The 18,474-nt window shown below is 57.8% G+C and carries 18 protein-coding genes and 1 tRNA gene; 7 read left to right on the plus strand and 12 right to left on the minus strand.

Annotation, left to right across the window (positions count from 1 at the left end; all coding sequences use genetic code 11):
* Positions 1-130: 130 nt before the first annotated feature.
* From SCD_RS17090 to SCD_RS02345, 10 genes are all read right to left on the minus strand, one after another.
* Positions 131-568 (minus strand): putative iron-sulfur cluster-binding metallochaperone, encoded by a 438-nt coding sequence (locus tag SCD_RS17090; protein WP_408645535.1) that lies wholly within the window; start codon positions 566-568, stop codon positions 131-133.
* On the minus strand, positions 561-1,682 hold the full coding sequence (locus SCD_RS02305; RefSeq protein WP_009206741.1) for a hypothetical protein: 1,122 nt from the start codon (positions 1,680-1,682) through the stop codon (positions 561-563). Before SCD_RS02305 ends, SCD_RS17090 begins: the two co-directional genes overlap by 8 nt.
* Before the next feature lie 139 nt (positions 1,683-1,821).
* Positions 1,822-2,082: a DUF2249 domain-containing protein gene (locus SCD_RS02310; RefSeq protein ID WP_009206740.1), complete on the minus strand. Its 261-nt coding sequence runs from the start codon at positions 2,080-2,082 to the stop codon at positions 1,822-1,824.
* A gap of 80 nt (positions 2,083-2,162) precedes the next feature.
* Positions 2,163-3,020 (minus strand): peptide chain release factor N(5)-glutamine methyltransferase, encoded by an 858-nt coding sequence (prmC, locus tag SCD_RS02315; protein WP_009206739.1) that lies wholly within the window; start codon positions 3,018-3,020, stop codon positions 2,163-2,165.
* 15 nt (positions 3,021-3,035) lie between these two features.
* Entirely contained in the window at positions 3,036-4,118 is a 1,083-nt protein-coding gene (gene prfA / locus SCD_RS02320; protein WP_009206738.1) for a peptide chain release factor 1, read from the minus strand.
* A 15-nt stretch (positions 4,119-4,133) separates the two neighbouring features.
* On the minus strand, positions 4,134-5,384 hold the full coding sequence (hemA, locus tag SCD_RS02325) for a glutamyl-tRNA reductase (RefSeq protein ID WP_009206737.1): 1,251 nt from the start codon (positions 5,382-5,384) through the stop codon (positions 4,134-4,136).
* 272 nt (positions 5,385-5,656) lie between these two features.
* The gene (locus tag SCD_RS02330) at positions 5,657-7,495 is read right to left on the minus strand and encodes a cation:proton antiporter (RefSeq protein ID WP_009206736.1); all 1,839 of its coding nucleotides are present in this window, start codon (positions 7,493-7,495) and stop codon (positions 5,657-5,659) included.
* A gap of 256 nt (positions 7,496-7,751) precedes the next feature.
* Positions 7,752-7,827: transfer RNA gene (locus SCD_RS02335), tRNA-Phe, on the minus strand.
* Between the two features lie 135 nt (positions 7,828-7,962).
* A complete protein-coding gene (locus SCD_RS02340) occupies positions 7,963-9,324 on the minus strand; it encodes an ATP-binding protein (RefSeq protein ID WP_009206735.1) in 1,362 nt (453 codons plus the stop codon).
* Positions 9,321-9,983: a response regulator gene (locus tag SCD_RS02345; protein WP_009206734.1), complete on the minus strand. Its 663-nt coding sequence runs from the start codon at positions 9,981-9,983 to the stop codon at positions 9,321-9,323. The genes SCD_RS02340 and SCD_RS02345 overlap by 4 nt, the downstream gene beginning before the upstream one ends.
* Positions 9,984-10,093: 110 nt before the next feature.
* Between SCD_RS02345 and SCD_RS02350 the strand changes: the two genes are divergently transcribed.
* The 7 genes from SCD_RS02350 to SCD_RS02380 all read left to right on the plus strand — a co-directional run bounded on the left by SCD_RS02350 (position 10,094) and on the right by SCD_RS02380 (position 15,679).
* Complete coding sequence (locus SCD_RS02350; protein ID WP_009206733.1) at positions 10,094-10,513, plus strand: DUF1924 domain-containing protein; 420 nt, start codon at positions 10,094-10,096, stop codon at positions 10,511-10,513.
* Complete coding sequence (locus tag SCD_RS02355) at positions 10,510-10,971, plus strand: diheme cytochrome c (RefSeq protein WP_009206732.1); 462 nt, start codon at positions 10,510-10,512, stop codon at positions 10,969-10,971. The genes SCD_RS02350 and SCD_RS02355 overlap by 4 nt, the downstream gene beginning before the upstream one ends.
* Before the next feature lie 12 nt (positions 10,972-10,983).
* A complete protein-coding gene (locus tag SCD_RS02360) occupies positions 10,984-11,592 on the plus strand; it encodes a cytochrome b/b6 domain-containing protein (protein WP_009206731.1) in 609 nt (202 codons plus the stop codon).
* A 1-nt stretch (position 11,593) separates the two neighbouring features.
* Positions 11,594-12,691 (plus strand): TauD/TfdA family dioxygenase, encoded by a 1,098-nt coding sequence (locus tag SCD_RS02365; protein WP_009206730.1) that lies wholly within the window; start codon positions 11,594-11,596, stop codon positions 12,689-12,691.
* Between the two features lie 172 nt (positions 12,692-12,863).
* Entirely contained in the window at positions 12,864-13,202 is a 339-nt protein-coding gene (locus SCD_RS02370) for a hypothetical protein (protein ID WP_009206729.1), read from the plus strand.
* Positions 13,203-13,585: 383 nt separating this feature from the next.
* The gene (locus SCD_RS02375; RefSeq protein WP_009206728.1) at positions 13,586-13,852 is read left to right on the plus strand and encodes a DUF4212 domain-containing protein; all 267 of its coding nucleotides are present in this window, start codon (positions 13,586-13,588) and stop codon (positions 13,850-13,852) included.
* Between the two features lie 12 nt (positions 13,853-13,864).
* Positions 13,865-15,679, plus strand: a complete 1,815-nt coding sequence (locus tag SCD_RS02380; protein WP_009206727.1) for a sodium:solute symporter family protein — start codon at positions 13,865-13,867, stop codon at positions 15,677-15,679.
* A 65-nt stretch (positions 15,680-15,744) separates the two neighbouring features.
* Here SCD_RS02380 and SCD_RS02385 read toward each other — a convergent pair whose 3' ends face one another.
* Positions 15,745-16,449 (minus strand): 3'-5' exonuclease, encoded by a 705-nt coding sequence (locus tag SCD_RS02385; RefSeq protein WP_009206726.1) that lies wholly within the window; start codon positions 16,447-16,449, stop codon positions 15,745-15,747.
* Positions 16,446-18,341, minus strand: a complete 1,896-nt coding sequence (locus SCD_RS02390; protein WP_021035756.1) for a DUF294 nucleotidyltransferase-like domain-containing protein — start codon at positions 18,339-18,341, stop codon at positions 16,446-16,448. Before SCD_RS02390 ends, SCD_RS02385 begins: the two co-directional genes overlap by 4 nt.
* Positions 18,342-18,474: the final 133 nt, after the last annotated feature.

An 18,474-nucleotide genomic window follows, 5' to 3' on the forward strand; every position in this document is an offset into this window, starting at 1 on the left:
CCTGCTGAATTCATGATAATGAATCTCAATTGGCCCGATTGAATTTTAGTATATCCCAGAACGGGTAAGAGTAAAGTTATGTAAAAGTTGCAGAAGAAAAAAGTACGAATTTTGCGATGATCTTTTGAGGTTATTCAGAGTCCTTACTGCGGGGAAAACCTTTTAGGCAGCAACGTCCAGAAGGATTGCTTGTCTCGCATGAGCAAAGTCCCTGTTTTGTCCGGGAGACAACATAATCCCTTGCCTTGGAGTCGCGCAACGCATCCGCTTTTGTTACCCCGAAGCAATAGCAGACGAGTGCATCATTCGACGCCTCCTTGGCGCCAACCAAGGTTCTGAGCTGTGATTTCAGGACAACGGAATCATCGTCCCCGAAATAGACGACATCACAAGCCGAATCATCGCAAAAAAAGTAGCGACAGCTTCCAGGTTCCTGTTGCCACACCTGCTTTATGTGGTGGATAACAGTTTTCTCCGGGACTTCGGCATATTCCTTGCCGTTGACCGGACACCGATGCTTATTCGGATGAGGTATTGTGCATTTTGGGGAAGAGCAACAATCAGTCATATCGCTTAAGCCGGATTCTGGCTGCACCGATCAACTGCAGCAGAAACAGCACGAGCGCTGCCACAGCCAGTATCATTCCACCGCGCCAGCCGCCGGCCAGGAGCAGGCCACCGCCAAGAAACAGCAGGCCACGTATTCCGCCGCCCCACTGCAGTCGTTGCCGCATTTGTTCGTGCCAGACATTTTGCGGTCCGGGTTTTAGCCAGACCGGCAGCAACTGACTGATTGCGCCGGTCACCAGCGGGAACAGGAAGGCCAGGATGAAGGCATGAGCGCTATCGCTGGGGAGGAGCGCGCCAGTTGTGTGCAGGACCCCAAATAGCAGGGCGGCGACAAATCCGGCCAAGGCTGTGGCGAACGAGGGCGCTGCACCGTGGATATGCCGAATTTCAGCGCGATACAGCTTGAGCCAGGCCTGTCCCAGTCGCAACACCGGCAGCGCCCACAATAGTGTGCCCACCCATGCCAGCGGAGTGAGCCAGGCAGCCCCGGCGGAGATCAGCAGCGTACCGCCCAGCGCCCATTTCAAATCCTGACGTAACCGGTTCGCAGTCTGCGGATCTGGTCGCCCGACTGCCGTGGGTAATAGTACCTGCAGGGTGGCAATGGCAGTCAGCCCAATGAAACCCAGAGTGTTGAGATGAAGATGCAGTCGCTTCAGCGCCAGTCGCTGCTCCGGCCATAGCGCCATGGCCGCCACTGCCGCCAGCGCCAGTATCAGGCAGGCGATCGCGGCGAGGTACCAGTGCAGGCAGGGATGGGGTTTGCCCAGGGCTGATCGGCCGCGACTGGCTATCCAGCCGGCAAACATGGTCGCAGCGGCCAGCGCGAGCAGTGCGGCGAAATAATAAATTTGGTTGGGGGCGATAAAGGAAAAAACGGCCAGTACGCCAGCAGCCAGCGCCAGCAAGGGGATTGCGTGAATGGCGGCAGCGGGCGCTCCGCTTCGCGTCAGCACCGGAACGAAATGGCTCATTGCACCCAGGATCAGCGGCATGACGCCCGCAGCCAGGGCGAGATGGAGGTGGGCGGCTGGAGGCAGAGGCTGGAACCAGGCCAGGATAACGGCGCCGGCAAAGCTTGCCAACGCCGTTATCGCTAGTGTCACCAGCATGTCTGCTGCCCACTTAATATAAACATCGCGAAGCGATACTTCATCACTCTCCCCCTCCTGGGGGAGAGGTAGGAGAGAGGGAACGGACATGGCGAGAAGCGATGCTCATCATTCCGGGTGGCGCTTCTCGCCTTGTCCGTTACTTGCGGCTGAAATCAATCACGATCTGGCCGGGTTCGCGGGCGACGTACACAATTGCTATGGCGTCACCGTAGCGCTCCATCAATTGAGCCAGCAGCGGTAGTGGGTCGTGGTCGTTGACGAAGCGCATGGTTTCGCCTGGATGCAGCGAATCCAGAGCACCGAAGATGGCTGCGTGGCGGAAGCGTTTTGCAACGCCGCGAGCGTCGAATGGGTAGAGCATGTCTGGGGAGATGATGTTGGCACAATTGTGAGACATTTTTGGGTTCCTTGAAACGATTAATCGGGGGTAATTGTCCGACTATTTTAATAAGATGTATTAAAAATGCAAGTTACAAATCAGGATGCCCATAGGCCATAACTCACGCGCTCGATGCCAGCCAGGTCGGCACACGAGGTCACCTGCTTGAAGCCCGCCTGGGCCAGCAGTTTGCGGCACGCCGCCGCTTGATCGTAGCCGTGTTCGAACAGCAGCCAGCCGTTAGACTTGAGGTGGGCTGTAGCACCCTGGATGATAGTCCGGATGTCGTCGAGGCCGTCCTCGCCTGAAGCTAGCGCAGAGGCAGGCTCGAAGCGCACGTCGCCCTGCGTCAGGTGAGGGTCGGCAGCAGCGATGTAGGGTGGGTTGGATACAATCAGGTTGAATTTCTCTCCGTTCAGGGCGCTGTACCAGTCGCTTTGGATCAGACTCAGATTGCCTGCACCCAACCGCTGCGAATTTTCCCGCGCCACTTCCAGCGCTGTAGAGGATTGATCCACCGCAATGACTTTTGCCAAGGGACGGTGCAATGCCAGCGTCACAGCCACAGCGCCACTGCCGGTACCTAGATCTAGCACCCGGACTGAGTCGTCGGCAGGCAGGCGTTCCAGAGCTAGTTCCACCAGCAACTCGGTTTCCGGGCGCGGAATCAGCACCGCCGGGGTGACCTTGAAAGCAAGGCTATAGAACTCGCGTTCGCCGAGGATGTAAGCAATGGGTTCGCCCTGGAGGCGGCGTTGTAGCAGCGCAGAAAAAGCAGCGGCCTGCTCCGGAAGGAAGGGGTCACGGTCATGCGCAGCCAGCCAGGAGCGAGGCTGCTGAAGTGCGTGGCACAGCAGGATTTGCGCGTCGAGGCGGGATTCTCTGGGGTCAAGATTCAGTGCTGCACCCAGCGCATCAGTGCCCTGTCGCAGCGAGGTGTCCAGAGTGGCAGGCATGGTGTTGAGTGCCTGCTATTCTTCCCCACCCAGGGAGGCCAGTTGCTCCGCCTGGTGCTCGGACATCAGCGCGCCGACCAGTTCATCCAGGTCGCCGTCCATGATCTGGTCGATCTTGTACAGGGTAAGGTTGATGCGGTGGTCGGTGATGCGCCCCTGCGGGAAGTTATAGGTGCGGATGCGTTCGGAGCGGTCGCCGCTGCCGATCAGCGATTTGCGAGTGGCGGCTTCCTTGGACTGGCGTTCGCGCAGTTGCCCGTCCATGATGCGTGCCGCCAGCACCGACATCGCCTGCGACTTGTTCTTATGCTGCGAGCGGTCGTCCTGGCACTCGACCACGATGCCGGTAGGCAGGTGAGTAATGCGCACCGCCGAATCGGTCTTGTTGATGTGCTGGCCGCCGGCACCCGAAGCACGGTAAGTGTCGATCCGGAGGTCGGCAGGGTTGAGGTTAACTTCCGCCAGTTCGTCCGCTTCCGGCATGATGGCGACGGTACAGGCCGAAGTGTGAATCCGGCCCTGGGTTTCGGTCGCCGGTACGCGCTGCACACGGTGGCCACCGGACTCGAACTTGAGTTTTGAATAGGCGCCCTGGCCGACTATCTTGGCGATGATTTCCTTGTAACCGCCCATCTCGCCCGAGCTTTCCGACAGGATTTCCACATTCCAGCGCTGCCTTTCGGCGTAGCGCGCATACATGCGGAACAGATCGCCCGAGAACAGGGCCGATTCGTCGCCACCGGTGCCGGCACGGATTTCCAGGAAAATATTGCGTTCGTCGTTGGGGTCCTTCGGCAGCAGCAGCTTTTGCAGGTCAATTTCGATCTGCGCGAGTTGCTCTTTGGCGCTGTTTGCCTCGTCCTCTGCAAATGCCTTCATCTCCGGATCGGCCAGCATTTCCTGGGCGGTTTTCAGATCCTGTTCGGCTTGCTGGAAGCGTTGGTAGAGCTCGACCACCGGGGTGATTTCAGCATGCTCGCGGGTCAGGCGGCGATAGTTATCCATGTCCGACGTGGCGTCGTTGCTGCTCAGTCGCTGGGTGAGTTCAACCAGGCGTTCGGCAAGCTGGTCGAGCTTGGATTGGATAGAGGGTTTCAATGGGAATCTTCTAAATTATTCGGGGTGTATGTGATGCAGACGGCGCAGCAGCGCTTCGAGCTGGGCGCGGTCTTCTCCGCTGGCGTGGTTGAGGGCGTGGCTGGAGTCGTGCAGGAATTTGTTGGCCAGCGCCCGGCTCATCTGTTCGAGCACTTCGCGCGGGTCTTCTCCCTTGTCGAGCAGGCGCTGGGCGCGTTCCAGCTCGTGGCGGCGCTGCCGTTCAGCATGGTCGCGCAGGGCGCGGATGGTGGGCACGACGCTGCGCGTATCCATCCAGTGCATGAAGTCTTCCACCTGAACCTCGATAATCGCCTCGGCTTCCTGGGCGGCCAGCTGTCGATTGCCAATGCCGGCCTCGATCACTTGGGCGAGGTCGTCCACGGTGTAGAGGAACACGTCGTCCAGTTCGCCGACTTCGGCCTCGATGTCGCGCGGCACCGCAAGGTCCACCATGAATATCGGTCGGTGCTTGCGCTGCTTGATGACGCGCTCGACCAGACCTTTGCCCAGAATCGGCAGGGGGCTGGCGGTGGAGGTGACGATGATGTCGTGGGTGGCGAGGTGGTCCGGCAGTTCGTTCAGGGTGATGGCGCTGCCGCCCAGCCGCAGGGCCAGCGCGCTGGCGCGCTCCAGGGTGCGGTTGGCGACGGTAATATGCTTGGGGTGCTGTGCCGCGAAATGGTTGGCGCATAATTCGATCATCTCGCCCGCGCCGATGAACAGTACGTTCTGATCTTTTATCGAGGGGAAGATGCGTTCCGCCAGGCGCACCGCGGCGGCGGCCATGGACACGCTGTTAGCGCCGATCTCGGTCTGGGTGCGGACTTCCTTGGCAACCGAGAAGGTGCGCTGGAACAGCTTGTGCAGCAACGTGCCCAGCGTGCCGGCGCGCTCGGCGGTGTTCACCGCCTGCTTCAACTGGCCGAGAATCTGGGTCTCGCCCAGCACCATCGAATCCAGTCCGCTGGCGACGCGGAAGGCGTGCTTGACCGCTTCGTTCTGAGGCAAAGTATAGAGGTGCGGCTCGATGGCCTGCTTCTTGATGTGGTGGAAATTTGCCAGCCATTCGATGGTTTGCTGCGGGCTGTCGGTGTTGCAGTAAATTTCAGTGCGGTTGCAGGTGGAAAGAATCGCCGCCTCTTTAACCTGGCGGTGGTCGACCAAGTCGTGCAGTGCCTGTTCCAGTGTTTCAGCGTGGAAGGCGACCTGTTCGCGAACTGCCAGGGGAGCGGTTTGGTGATTGATTCCGAGGGTGAATAACTGCATGGTTCAATTGTGCACTTTTCGCTGCGGTCTTGGCAACTAGCCGGGAAATTGACCGAAAAGACGGTGGGAGGTGGTTCTAAAAGGGAACCAAACCGCCGACACGGGGGTTTCAGCAATTCTTGCGGTGCCGCCACGCGGTTTGCCGTAAACCTGCGTCAATCTGATTGATAACGTCAAATTGTAACAGAAAACCGCGTTCGATTTGTTATGCGAATTGGACATCAACCCACTGGCGTTGTTGCAAGGGGCGATACGATGGGATCGTCCTGCGTTCACTGGGCTTGCTCGGATGGCTTTGCTGCTTTCTCCTGAACCGGCGGCACATAACTCAGCAGAATGTCGCCATCTACCGGTTTTAACGGGAATTGCTCGGAATAGAATAAAACCGTTCCGTCTGGACGCAACATTAGTGTCGGCAGGGCTTCTTCAGGCTCTATCTGAAGATGATTTTCGTAAGAGTACGTCTGCGTAAAGTGCGTTTTTTTGAACTTCCAGTTGCGGTAGTTCCGGCGTTCCAATTCTTCCTTGGTTGCCATTGGCCGCAAGGCGATTACGCCACGGTGAGCAAGCTTGATGCTCTTTTTCTCCTGCGCCTCAGCGGTATCATGCATGGGAAGCTGGAATACTTGATTGCTCCCGAATTCTGGAGCAAATCGCGAGCAGACCAAAGCGTTGTAGGCATCGTTGGCAGTAGTGGCCAGCAGGAATCCCATGTCGTTGAGTTCAAGTGCCATTTCGGCGTGTTCCGAGAGAATTTCCCCATAGTGGGTGCGAATACCGGACAGACGGGCCTCGTTCAGGTTGTGCCATCTGGAATCGGCAATCAGCACCGAGATATTCATTTCTTTGAGCTGGATGGCGAGATCGGTGCTCCAGTTTGAAGCGCCAACAATAAGGATGCCGTTCTGATTTGCCGAAGCCAACCCCAGTCGGCGCGCGAGCCAACCGATAGTCGAGCCATGCAGGATGACGGTAAGCAAGACGAGGGACACGATCAAGGGAAGCAGGAGGTCGGCCCCCGCGTAACCTTGCGCGTCCGCGCTTGCGGCGAACACTCCGGCCACAGTGACCGCAACGACCCCGCGCGGAGCAATCCAGGCAAGAAGGACGCGCTCCCGCCAGTTCATACCGAGCCCCACGGTGGATAGCAGGACGGAGACCGGCCGTATCGCGAACACGACGAGGGCGAGCAGCACACCGCTACGCCAGTCAAGCCGGGTCAGTATGTGAGGGTCCAGATTCGCCGTCAGGATGACAAAAATGCCGGATACCAGCAGGATGGAGACATACTCCTTGAGCCGTCTTAACTCTTCGATGCTGCGCAACTGCATGTTACCTATGGTCATCCCCAGCAGGGTAGTCGCAAGCAGGCCGGCCTCATGCTGGGCCAGGTTGGCAAGGCCGTAGCAAAGCAGGACAAAGGCGAGCGTAACCGGCGCTTTCAGAAACTCAGGCACATCGTCCCGGCTGAATGCCTTGCCTAATAAATAGCCGCCGCCTACTCCCAGTGTTATTGCGGCTGTGAGGGCGGCTGCTAATCCACTCAGCACCTGGAGAATCGCAGCGTCGGACCCAAAATACAGAAAATACTCGAACACCAGAACCGCCAGCAACGCGCCTGTCGGGTCGTTGATAATTCCCTCCCATTTGAGCAATGAGGCAGGGCGCTGCTTGAGTCTTGCCTGGCGGAGCAAAGGCATGATGACCGTCGGCCCCGTGACAACGATGATGGCGCCAAAAAGCATTGCTACCGGCCAGGAAAGGCCACCAACATAATAGGCAGCAATACTCCCCAGAAAAAAAGTGATTGCAACGCCCGCGGTGCCCAGCCGCCTAACGCCTGGTCCGGCTTCCCTGAGCTCATGAAAGCGGAGATTCATTCCCCCCTCAAACAGGATAATAGACACCATTAACCCAACAAGAGGGTTAAGCATGGCGCCAAGCTGTTCACTGGGCCGAATCAATCCTAGCCCGGGTCCTGCCGCAAGGCCGGCTATCGCAAGCAGGAGTATGGCGGGGAGTCGAAAGCGCCAGGCCAGCCATTGCGCGCCGATACCCAGGGCAGTGACGATAATAAAAAAACCGGAAAAGTGAATTGCCAAATCAGTCATTGATCCGAACTCCATTCAGGCTTATCGATACTTGTCGCCATAATCAAACGGGCGGGGTAAAACATTGTACTGGATGTTGCCAATTGTATTTTTTTCAGAGGAGAGATCGACTGAGTAACCGGCCTCTTCTAAAGAGAAGTACGTGCGCCGGATGGATGGCCACGTAAGGGCTGGGCGGACATTTGCCGACACGCGGATTTTGTCTCGTCCAAAACAAAAACGGCAACCAAACTGGTTGCCGTTTTTGTTGAATATCTGGTGGCCCGGGGCGGAATCGAACCACCGACACAAGGATTTTCAATCCTCTGCTCTACCGACTGAGCTACCGGGCCATGCTACTTAAGCAGAACTGATTTTACTCAGAATGAAAGATCAAACCAGCAAAACCAAAGCGCGCTATTAAAGCCTTAAACCCGGGATTAGTCAAGAACAGATTGCCTCGCGCCTGTTTGCCCAAGTTGCAATGATTAATGGGAAGGGGGCGGGAATTCGGCGCTCACCCGGAGTCCGCCAGCCGTCGTAGCACGGGAGAAGGCAATGCGGGCCTGGTGAATTTCCGCAATACGCAGAGCGATGGATAATCCCAGCCCGACACCCTCAACCTGGGTCGGGCTGAAGCGGCTAAAGCGCTGACCCAGCTGGGTGAGTTGCTCATCCGGCACGCCGGGGCCGCTATCGCAGACTTCAAGTTGATGAGTTGAATTATTCAAGGCCTGTATCGCCACGTCTATATGCCCCCCTACGGGCGTATAACGGATGGCGTTGTCTAGCAGATTGCGCACCAGCACGTGCAGAAGGTCGGGCGAGCCTGAAATGGGCGCTCTGTCTTCTGCGGCCAGTTCCAGTTCGATATTTCTGGCAAGCGCCTCGGGTCCCAGTTCTGCGCAACATTCGCGGGTCACTGCGGCAAGGTCTACCGGCTCGAGGTGAGTTGAGGCGGAAAGCTCATCAAGCCGTGCCAGTGTCAGCAACTGCCCTACCAGATGGCTCATCCGGTCCATGCCCTGCAATGCCTTATGCAGGCTTTCCAGGCGCTCCGCAGAGTTCTCGGTCAGCATGGCTGCCTGCACTTGCGCCCGTAATGCGGCAAGCGGGGTGCGCAGTTCGTGTGCGGCGTCGCTGGTAAAGCGCCGCTCGTTCTCCAGCGTTGCGGCGACGCGGGTGAGTAGTTGGCTGAGCGCATCGAGGACCGGTTTGATTTCCTTCGGGGTATCTTCAAGGTGGATCGGGTCCAGCCGTTCCGGCGAGCGCAGGTTCAGTTCCTGAGCCAGTTTACGCAGGGGGCGCAGGCCGAAGCTGATCGCCATCAATGCCGCAAAGGCCAGCAGAGGAATCCCGAACAGGAAGGGCGCCACGTTGTGCCAGGCCACTTCGCGAGCCAGTTCGTTGCGGGCCATGCCTGTCTGTCCGACCATCACCTCGATATTGCGGCGCGTGTCGCGCTGCCGGTAAAAGCGCCACTGTTTTCCCTGCCACTGCCCTTCGCTGTAGCCTTCCGGCGGAAGCGGGGCGGGAAGCGCCGCCGGCGCAGTGCCGGAGTGCAGAATAAGGCGGGGAGAACCCTCTTCGGTAGCCCATACCTGGAATGCGATGGTTTGCTGATATTTGTGCACGGCCTGGCCAGTGTTTTTTGTTTCGTCGTCATCTGCGTGGGAGGCAACCGCAAGCAGGGTCTGGCCCAGCTGGGCGAGCTGGGCATCAAAAATTTCGTCCACCTCGTGGAGCGCATTCTTGTAACTTTCATAACCCGCCAGCACGCCGAACAGGGTCACCGCAGCCAGCATCAGGGCAACCAGGCGCGCTTGCAAAGAAAGGTTGCTGAAATTCATGCCTGCCGCTCCACGCTATAGCCGATGCCGCGCAGGGTGCGGATGAAATCGGCGCCCAGTTTTTTGCGCAGATGGTGGATGAATACCTCGATGGTGTTGCTTTCGACGCTGTCGCCCCAGCCGTAAAGGCTCTCTTCGAGTTGCATACGGGTGAGGACGCGGCCGGCGTTTCGCATCAGTAGCTCGAGAATGGCGAACTCTCTGGCTGAGAGTTCGACCGGCTGACCCTCGCGCCATGCCTGGTGCGCCGCGGGGTCGATCTCGATGGCGCCGATGCCCAGGCGTGCCGTGGCGTGGCCGCCGGAACGCCGGATCAGTGCGTGCAGCCGCGCCGCCAGTTCTTCCATGTCGACCGGCTTGACCACGTAATCGTCCGCGCCCAGGCTGAATCCCTTGAGCTTGTCCGATTTTTCGTCGCGGGCGGTCAGGATCAGGACGGGGGTCTGCAATCCGGTTTCTCGCGCCGAACGCAGCACGGTAAGACCGTCGAGCTGCGGCAATCCGAGGTCAAGCACGACCGCGGCGTAAGTCTCGCTCGCCAGCGCATGCACGGCTTGCCGTCCATCGCGCAGCCAGTCAACGGTGAAACCCAGATGGCCGAGGCTTTTCTGGATGCCGTCACCGAGCAAGGTGTCATCCTCGACCAGCAGAACTCTCATCGCGCGACCTTCACAACATTAAGCATCGGTTAAGACTCCTGGTTCACACTCTGTTCCGAGCCTCAGGAAAAGCACATCGGAACTGTTTGTTGGATAAAGGAGATTGTATTATGACTGCAAAGAAAATCGGCGTCGCCATTCTGTTTATTGTAGGCGCTGGCGTCGCCTACGCGGAAACTCCATCTAGCCTGATTACCGGCTACACTGCCGAGGCCGCGCGTGCCACGCCGGGTTTTGCCCCTTCAGCGGAGCGCGGTCAAAGTTTGTTCATGCGCAAATGGGGGGTGTCGAAAACCATGCCGAGTTGCGCGACCTGCCATAGCGATCAGCCCACGGCGGAAGGCAAGCATGTGGTGACCAGCAAGCGCATCGCCCCGCTTTCTCCCGCCGTAAACCCGAAACGCTTTACCAATTTGGCCAAAGTCGAGAAATGGTTCGGGCGCAATTGCAAGGAAGTGGTCGGACGCGAGTGCAGCGCGGCGGAAAAAGCCGATTTTATTCAATTTGTCAGTAAAGGGAGCCAGATATGAAAATATTCATTGCCATTCTTTTGATTGCACTCTCGTCTTCAGCGCTGGCCGATGGCCGCAAGCTTGCAGTGCCCGGCAACCCCCTATGGCAGACCGAGTGCGGCAGCTGTCACATGGCTTATCCACCCCAACTGCTGACGGCGGCAAACTGGCGGCAGATGATGAAAGGACTGGATAGCCACTTTGGTGCCAACGCTACATTGGATGCGAAGGAAGGCGCCGAAATACTGGCCTTCCTCGAGCGCTATGCGGCGCGCGATCAGAGGTACAGCGCGAACACGCAGCGCATCACCGATACGGCGTGGTTTCAGCGCGAGCACCGCGAGGTGTCGAATTCGGTTTGGACGCATGCCAAGGTTAAAAGCCGCGCCAATTGCACTGCCTGCCATGTGACCGCCGAGCGCGGCGACTGGTCGGAGCACAGCATCCGCATGCCTGACGGGCGGCGCTGGGAATAAGGAGAAGATATCATGAACAAGATACTGGTTTGGGACCTGCCGACACGGGTCGGCCACTGGCTGCTGGTGGCGAGCTTCGCCGTGGCCTGGTTAACCGGTGAGAGTGAAACTTTCCGCCTGGTTCACGTTGCAGCCGGCTATACGATGGTGGCCGTTCTGGCTTTTCGATTATTCTGGGGCATCGCCGGTACGCGTTACGCGCGCTTCAGCTCGTTTCTGTTTTCGCCGCGGCAGGCGCTGGATTATCTCGCCGGGTTGCTGCGCGGCGGGAAGAGCCACTGGGTCGGCCACAATCCGGCAGGCAGCTACGCGATCTATCTGCTGATCCTGCTTGGATTCGCTTCAGCAGGTAGTGGCTGGGCGTTTTATAATGAGCTTGGTGGCGAATGGATGGAGGAGTTCCACGAATTTCTGGCCAGCACCATGCTCGCCGTGGTTGGATTTCACGTGGCCGGCGTTGTAGTGAGCGGATTGCTTCACCGCGAGAACCTGGTGCGTAGCATGATCAACGGTTACAAGATCGGGAGCAGCGAAGAGGCGATTTCATCAAAGCGGGTGCTGTGGGCGGTGTTGCTGATCGGGCTCGCTGGATGGGCTGCGGTGACGGCTTTCCTGCCCTGAGATGCCGATCCAGGCGCGCTGGCCAGACCATCAGGCCGGTGACAACCTGGAGTGGGAAATAGCCAAAGTTGGCGTCGCGCCTGTTGCCGGCCAGCACTGCTGGCTGGCCTGGCGTTTCTTTATCGCTCCGGCAAAGGTGGGTATACTCCTCGGCAGACAGGATACACGCCATTCGAGGTTTTTCATGAGCCATCCCCGCTTCAATCCCTTCGGACTCGACAACGATGTCGACTACCAGAGCTGGCGCAGTCTCAAGCTGGAAAACTACCCGGCCAGCTTCGCTGATCTGGTGGTGCAGGTCAACGATCCGCGCCACCTGACCCGATCCGAACATGAGGCCATTCTGGCGCTGTGTCGCAAGACCAACATGGCGCTACACGTCAGCAAGGTGGGGCAGGAAGCCGACAAGGAAGTTGCACGCCAGCTGGGCCTGCAATTCGGTCTGGAGCGCCTCGACCGTAATCTGCTTGCCGATGACGACGGCATCACCTCGATCGCCGTGCATGCCAGTGGCGAGCGTCAGCATTACATTCCGTATACCGACCGTCCGATCAAGTGGCACACCGACGGCTATTACAATCCGCCCGAGCGCAAGATCTGGGCGGTGCAGCTGCACTGTGTGAGCAGCGCGGCCAGCGGCGGATCCAATGGTTTGATGGATCATGAAATCGCTTACATTCTGCTGCGCGATGCCAACCCTGATTACATTCGCGCCCTGATGGAGCCGGATGTCATGACCATCCCCGCGCGCATGGATGATGACGGCATTGCACGGCCGGACCAAACCGGCCCGGTGTTTTCCCTGCACCCGACCAGCGGTGATCTGCATATGCGCTACACTGCCAGAACGCGGAGCATCAGCTGGAAAAAGACGCCCTTGGTGGAAGCTGCCGTCGCCTTCCTCGATGAGTTATTGAACAGTGATTCGCCCTATATTTTCCGCGGTCGCCTGGAGCCGGGCATGGGCCTGATCTGCAACAACGTGCTACATGACCGCACCGCATTTAGCGACGATGAGAGCAGTCGACGTTTGCTGTACCGGGCTCGTTACTATGACCGCATCAAGGGCACGGAACTGGCAGTAGCGTACCCTGCCTGACAGATCAAACCGAGCAGGGTACGGAATGGCGTTTGACGAACGTCAGCGTAATCAGCAAGAACAGCGAAAAAATCTCTCAGCAGCAGCATGTGCCGGTCGAGAATGAGGCGTGGCGTGATGAAGCGCGCCATTATGTGGATAGAAAGTAAAAAATTATTCTGGAGGTGGACGGATGGAAGTATGGTTTATGTGGCTGGCGCGCCTGATGTTTTTGGGTATTTTTCTCATGGCCGGTGGAATGCTTTTCCGTGTATGGGCCATCGCTGTGCGCAAGGATGATCGCTACGTAGCCGACTGGCGCGGCAGGAAAATCGGTGATGGCAGGACTTGGGCTACGACCGTCCTGGCGGTAAATGTTTTTTGTGGGGTCGGTTTGCTGGGGGTGGGGGTCTCGGTTTTGCTGCTGGGGCTGGAGTTGACCACATGGATGGGTCTGGCGGCCTTTGTGCTGTGGACTTATTACTTTTTGTTGCAACTGGCTTCCCAGCGGGCAAAGCGCTTATCTCCCTGAAATTGCCGTGTCCGGCTAGCTGAGGGCAGGCCAGCTACTTTGCTCCAGTCAAGCTAAGGGGTCCGGCTCTACGCCATACAGCTTCGGCTTGGTTTTCTAATCTGTTTGCGCAACATTCGGGTAAAAACAACAAGATATATATTCATTTTTGACCTTCTGCAGAGCAGCTTCCTCAAATCGCGCGGCGAATTTCAAGTGTTATCTATATGACCTATATAATACAAGTGGTTGATGGCTGCCAAATAACGATAGTTCCATTGGCAGAATTTGGTGTAAACTCATTCGCGCAAGTTTGCAGTAGAAGCAGTAGAAGCAGTAGCAGTAGAGCAAGATGGGTGATAAAAAATTAACCAAAGTTCACTTCATTTCAGGAGAGAGAAAAAATGTCGAACCCGCAAGGCTTTGATCCCAAGGCGTATTGGAGCGCCACACTGAAGCTTCTTGTTATAACCTTAATCATTTGGTTCCTCGTTTCATTTGGTGCCGGCATCCTGTTCCGCGATGCGCTGGATGGCATCCACCTCGGAGGTTATCCGCTCGGCTTCTGGTTCGCCCAGCAGGGTTCCATCTTTGTCTTCGTTGGCCTGATTTTCTGGTACGCCAAGCGTATGGACAAGATCGACCGCGAACATGACGTCCACGAAGACTAAAGGGGAAAAAACATGGAACTTAAAACTCTGACATTTATCGTAGTGGGACTCTCCTTTGCCCTCTACATCGGCATCGCCATCTGGGCGCGTGCCGGAACCACCAAGGAATTCTACGTTGCCGGCGGTAACGTGCATCCGATTATCAACGGCATGGCAACCGGCGCCGACTGGATGTCTGCCGCGTCATTCATCTCCATGGCCGGCCTGATTGCCTTCCTCGGTTATGGCGGTTCCGTCTACCTGATGGGATGGACCGGTGGTTACGTGCTGCTGGCCGTGCTGTTAGCTCCGTACTTGCGCAAGTTTGGCAAGTTCACCGTGCCCCAGTTCATCGGCGACCGTTATTATTCCCAGACGGCACGGATCGTGGCAGTGATCTGTCTGATCTTCATCTCCTTCACCTATGTTGCCGGCCAGATGCGCGGCGTCGGTATCGTGTTCTCCCGCTTCCTCGAAGTGGATATCACGACTGGCCTGATCATCGGTATGGGCCTGGTGTTCTTCTACGCCGTGCTCGGTGGCATGAAGGGCATCACCTATACCCAGGTGGCGCAATACATCGTGCTGATCTTCGCCTACACGATTCCGGCGGTGTTCATTTCTCTACAGATCGCCGGCAACCCGCTGCCCCAGTTAGGTCTGGGCGGTCACACGGGAGACATGTACTTCCTGGATAAGCTGAACCAGACCGTGACCGATCTGGGTTTTGCCGCCTATACCTCGGGCAACAAGAGCATGATCGACGTGTTCTGTATCACTCTGGCCCTGATGGCGGGTACGGCCGGTCTGCCGCACGTGATCGTGCGTTTCTTCACGGTACCTACGGTGCATGACGCCCGTCTTTCCGCCGGTTGGGCCCTGGTCTTCATCGCCATACTTTACACCACTGCCCCCGCAGTCGGCGCCATGGCCCGCTACAATCTGCACGCTACGGTGAATACCGCTGTCGCTACAGGTGGCGATGTCTTCGCCCCCGAGTCGAGCATTCAGGGCGAAACTCGTCCCGAGTGGATGAAGCGCTGGGAGAAGACCGGTCTGATCAAGTGGGAAGACAAGAACGGCGACGGTCGCATCCAGTACTACAACGAGAAGAGCAAGGACCCTGCTTTCCTGGCCAAGGTCGAGGCTGCCGGCTGGAAAGGCAACGAGCTGGGCTCTGACAAGAAGGGCAAGTTCGATGGCACGGTCGACCGCGACATCATGGTGCTGGCCAACCCAGAGATTGCCGGCTTGCCTAACTGGGTGATCGCCCTGATCGCCGCCGGTGGTATTGCCGCCGCTCTGTCCACTGCCGCCGGTCTGTTGCTGGTGATCTCGTCTTCCATCTCGCATGACCTGCTCAAGAGTGTGTTCGCCAAGGGCATCTCCGAGAAGGGCGAGTTGATGGCAGGGCGTATTGCCGCCGCCGTCGCGGTGTGTGTGGCCGGTTACCTGGGCTACAATCCGCCGGGTTTTGTCGCCCAGGTGGTGGCCTTCGCCTTCGGCCTTGCCTGCGCTTCGCTGTTCCCGACCATCGTGATGGGCATTTTCAGCAAAACGATGAACCGGGGTGGCGCCATTGCCGGCATGCTTACCGGTCTGATCTTCACCATGACCTACATCGTCTACTTCAAGCGCGATGTGCTGCTGGGCATGGACAAGGTGCCTGACAGCCAGTGGCTGTTCGGCATCTCGCCAGAAGGCATTGGCGTGATTGGCATGATCCTCAACTTCGTCATGGCATATATAGTGATGAAGATGACCCCTGCCTGCCCGGAGCATATCCAGCATCTAGTGGAAGGAATCCGCTACCCACGTGGCGCTCGCGCTGCCCAGGCGCAGCACTGAAGTTAACTGCTCCAGAATGCAAAAAACCCCGCTTCGGCGGGGTTTTTTGTTGCACGAATCAGTTATCAGACCGGGTGAGTTTGAAGCCGTCGTTCACGTTCAAGATCGCGCAGGCCCTGGAAGCTCATGGTCTGTCGTGCTTCCAGCTGAGGTCGCAGGGCAAGCAATAGTTCGGCAGTGGCCAGGGCGTCAGCCAGGGCGCTATGACGAGCGTAGTTGCCGATGCCGAATAATTCCATCCACTGGTCGAGCGAGCGATATCGGCGTGCCAGCTGCGGGTAGAGGGTCGGTGCAACGTAGGCCAGGTCGGCCCATGTATGTTCGAATCGAAATCCGAGGTGCGCTTTCATGGCTCGGCCTATCATGCTCTGGTCGAATTCGACGTGGAAGGCGATGAGCGGGGACTTGCCCAGAAACTCCAGAAATGCGAGCAGGGCATCTGCTGGATGCATGCCCTGGCGTTGGGCTTCGCCGCCAATGCCGTGAATCAGGATGTTGTCCTTGCCGCTGACCTGGCTTTGTTGCAAGACGATATCCAGGCTGTCGGCCAAAATGATCTTGCCGTTTACTACCGTTACAGCGCCGATGGCGATAAGGTGGTCCTTGCGTACGTTGAGGCCACTCGTCTCGACATCGACTACAACCAGTCGACTGGTATCGAAAGGAAGCCGAGTGTCCGGTTCGGGTTGGTCCCGCCAGGCTCGCAGGCGATCCTCCTGGCTGGCAGTAAGCTGAGGCTTCGCACCGAACATCTGTTTTAGCAGGCTCATACCTGGTAATCAAGCCCCAGCTTGGTCTGCAACTTGCGCGCCTGGCGAAAAGCTTCTTTCAGAATGCGCTGATCCAGATTGTTAAGGCTGTCTGGATTCACTTTGTTGGTCAGACTTTCACCACCTTCGGTCTGCTCGTGGTGCAGGCGCAAACGCAGGAGCTGGATAAACAGGAAAGCGTCGCCGTAGGCCTCGGCGTCATGGGGTTTGATGTTGAGGGGCTCGGCGATCTCGCGCAGTCGCTGCAGGGTGTTAGTGGCCGTGATGCCGTGCGCCAGGCTGAAAATGCGGGCGGCATCGACGAAGGGAGTGATGCCGTTGAGCTTGAGGTCGAGGGTATGACCCTCGCCGATGACAAAATCACGCACCATACCCAGCGGTGGCCGGTTTTTCATGGCATTGACTGCCAATTGGTGCAGAAATCGGGTGTTCTTGCGTGCCTCGATGCTCAACCATTCGCGTAGCTCTATGGCCAGATGTTCTGCACCGAACAGGGGGCGGAAGTCGAAGAAAATAGTGGAGTGGAGGAGGTCCATCGGCGCGCCGTGATAGATCCATTTGTCGAAGGTATTCTTCCATTCGTCGAGGGAGAGGCACCATTTTGGATTCGACGCCATGACCTCGCCTTTGCACAGAGGAAAACCGCATGCGTCCAGTGAGTTGTTGATGCGCTTGGCAAATGGCAGCAGACGGGCACGCACTTCTTCGGCGCTGCTGCCCGCCGGCACACTGAAGATGAGGCCATTGTCCTGGTCGGTGTTCAGGGTCTGTTCGAGGCGGCCTTCGGAGCCGAGCGCCAGCCAGCAGAATTCGATATCGCCTACCGGGTTTTCGCGCAGTTCCAGTTCGATGATGCGGTTGGTGAGCAGATCGTTCAAGGTGGAGATGATCTGGGTCAGCTGTTCGGCGGCAACCCCCTGGGCCAGCATGTTATGGGCCAGCTCACGGATGTCCCGCGCCGATTGCTGCAGGCATTCTGGCCGCTCCGCGTTGCGGATAGCGCTGCTGACTTGACGCAGACCTACTCTTTGCAGGCTGAACAGGTCCTTCTCGGATATCAGGCCCTTGAGTCGCCCGTTTTCTACCATCAGGATGTGTCTGAAGCCGTGTTTAGCCATCGCCAGCGCGGCCTCGTGGACCAGCGCGTGAGGAGGCAGCGTAAAGGGATCAGGGCTCATGACTTTCGCAAGCGGCATGTCCAGGCTTAGCCCAGGCAGAGTGACTCGGGAGAGCACATCGTGGAGGGTAAAAATACCCACCGGTTTATGGTTGGCATCAACGGCGATCATAGAGCCGATGCTGTGACGGTTCATGGATTCCAGAACTTCGCGTAGCGGTGTTTGCGGGTCGCAGGCGATGGGTTCACGCCGTATGATGGCAGAGAGAGGGCTGGACATGGATTGCTGCTCGGCACTGGACTGGGAATATTGGGCCTGGATGATGTGCTTGGATTGCTCCAGGAGATTCGCGATACGGCGCGTGCAGAAGTCGTGGAACGCTTCGCTCTTATGGGTCAGGGCGAGAAAATCCTCGGCGGAGAGCTCGTAGCAGAATACATCCTCACTCGCGCGGTACAGGCTGGTGACGGGGCGTTTGGAGAGCAGAGCGCCAAGGGGAAAGCACTCGCCCTCGTGGAGTTCCAGCCAGGCGGCATCTTCCTGGGCGCGAACCACATCCTGCTCGCCCTGAACCACGCCCTGCTTGATGATGAGGAAGTGAGACACCTCGCCCTGTTCGGGTGAGGCAATCACCTCGCCCTTGGCGTAGTAGCCCAGGGAAAGCCGCTCTGCCAGCCATATCAGATGCTCGCGCTCCATCCGGTCAAACGGGGCGAAGCGGCTCAAGTGGTCGAGTGTGGCGAGGATCAGAGTATTAGGCGGTGCACTGGTCATGTTGGTATCCTTGTTAAACTGGGAAAGCCGCAGATGCAATCCACAACGTTTACGAAGAGCATGGATTTAGTAGGGTCGCGGGAATGATCATAGCCCCGGCATATGAATTTCGTCAAAAGGCATTCTTTGTTGC

Origin of the sequence: Sulfuricella denitrificans skB26 (genome assembly GCF_000297055.2) — a bacterium.
In the GTDB taxonomy this organism is placed as follows: domain Bacteria; phylum Pseudomonadota; class Gammaproteobacteria; order Burkholderiales; family Sulfuricellaceae; genus Sulfuricella; species Sulfuricella denitrificans.

Coding starts and splice junctions, on each gene's coding strand:
- SCD_RS17090 (WP_408645535.1), bottom strand. CDS start 568: ATGACTGATTGTTGCTCTTCCCCAAAATGCACAATACCTCATCCGAAT.
- SCD_RS02305 (WP_009206741.1), bottom strand. CDS start 1,682: ATGCTGGTGACACTAGCGATAACGGCGTTGGCAAGCTTTGCCGGCGCC.
- SCD_RS02310 (WP_009206740.1), bottom strand. CDS start 2,082: ATGTCTCACAATTGTGCCAACATCATCTCCCCAGACATGCTCTACCCA.
- prmC (WP_009206739.1), bottom strand. CDS start 3,020: ATGCCTGCCACTCTGGACACCTCGCTGCGACAGGGCACTGATGCGCTG.
- hemA (WP_009206737.1), bottom strand. CDS start 5,384: ATGCAGTTATTCACCCTCGGAATCAATCACCAAACCGCTCCCCTGGCA.
- SCD_RS02330 (WP_009206736.1), bottom strand. CDS start 7,495: ATGACTGATTTGGCAATTCACTTTTCCGGTTTTTTTATTATCGTCACT.
- SCD_RS02340 (WP_009206735.1), bottom strand. CDS start 9,324: ATGAATTTCAGCAACCTTTCTTTGCAAGCGCGCCTGGTTGCCCTGATG.
- SCD_RS02345 (WP_009206734.1), bottom strand. CDS start 9,983: ATGAGAGTTCTGCTGGTCGAGGATGACACCTTGCTCGGTGACGGCATC.
- SCD_RS02350 (WP_009206733.1), top strand. CDS start 10,094: ATGACTGCAAAGAAAATCGGCGTCGCCATTCTGTTTATTGTAGGCGCT.
- SCD_RS02355 (WP_009206732.1), top strand. CDS start 10,510: ATGAAAATATTCATTGCCATTCTTTTGATTGCACTCTCGTCTTCAGCG.
- SCD_RS02360 (WP_009206731.1), top strand. CDS start 10,984: ATGAACAAGATACTGGTTTGGGACCTGCCGACACGGGTCGGCCACTGG.
- SCD_RS02365 (WP_009206730.1), top strand. CDS start 11,594: ATGCCGATCCAGGCGCGCTGGCCAGACCATCAGGCCGGTGACAACCTG.
- SCD_RS02370 (WP_009206729.1), top strand. CDS start 12,864: ATGGAAGTATGGTTTATGTGGCTGGCGCGCCTGATGTTTTTGGGTATT.
- SCD_RS02375 (WP_009206728.1), top strand. CDS start 13,586: ATGTCGAACCCGCAAGGCTTTGATCCCAAGGCGTATTGGAGCGCCACA.
- SCD_RS02380 (WP_009206727.1), top strand. CDS start 13,865: ATGGAACTTAAAACTCTGACATTTATCGTAGTGGGACTCTCCTTTGCC.
- SCD_RS02385 (WP_009206726.1), bottom strand. CDS start 16,449: ATGAGCCTGCTAAAACAGATGTTCGGTGCGAAGCCTCAGCTTACTGCC.
- SCD_RS02390 (WP_021035756.1), bottom strand. CDS start 18,341: ATGACCAGTGCACCGCCTAATACTCTGATCCTCGCCACACTCGACCAC.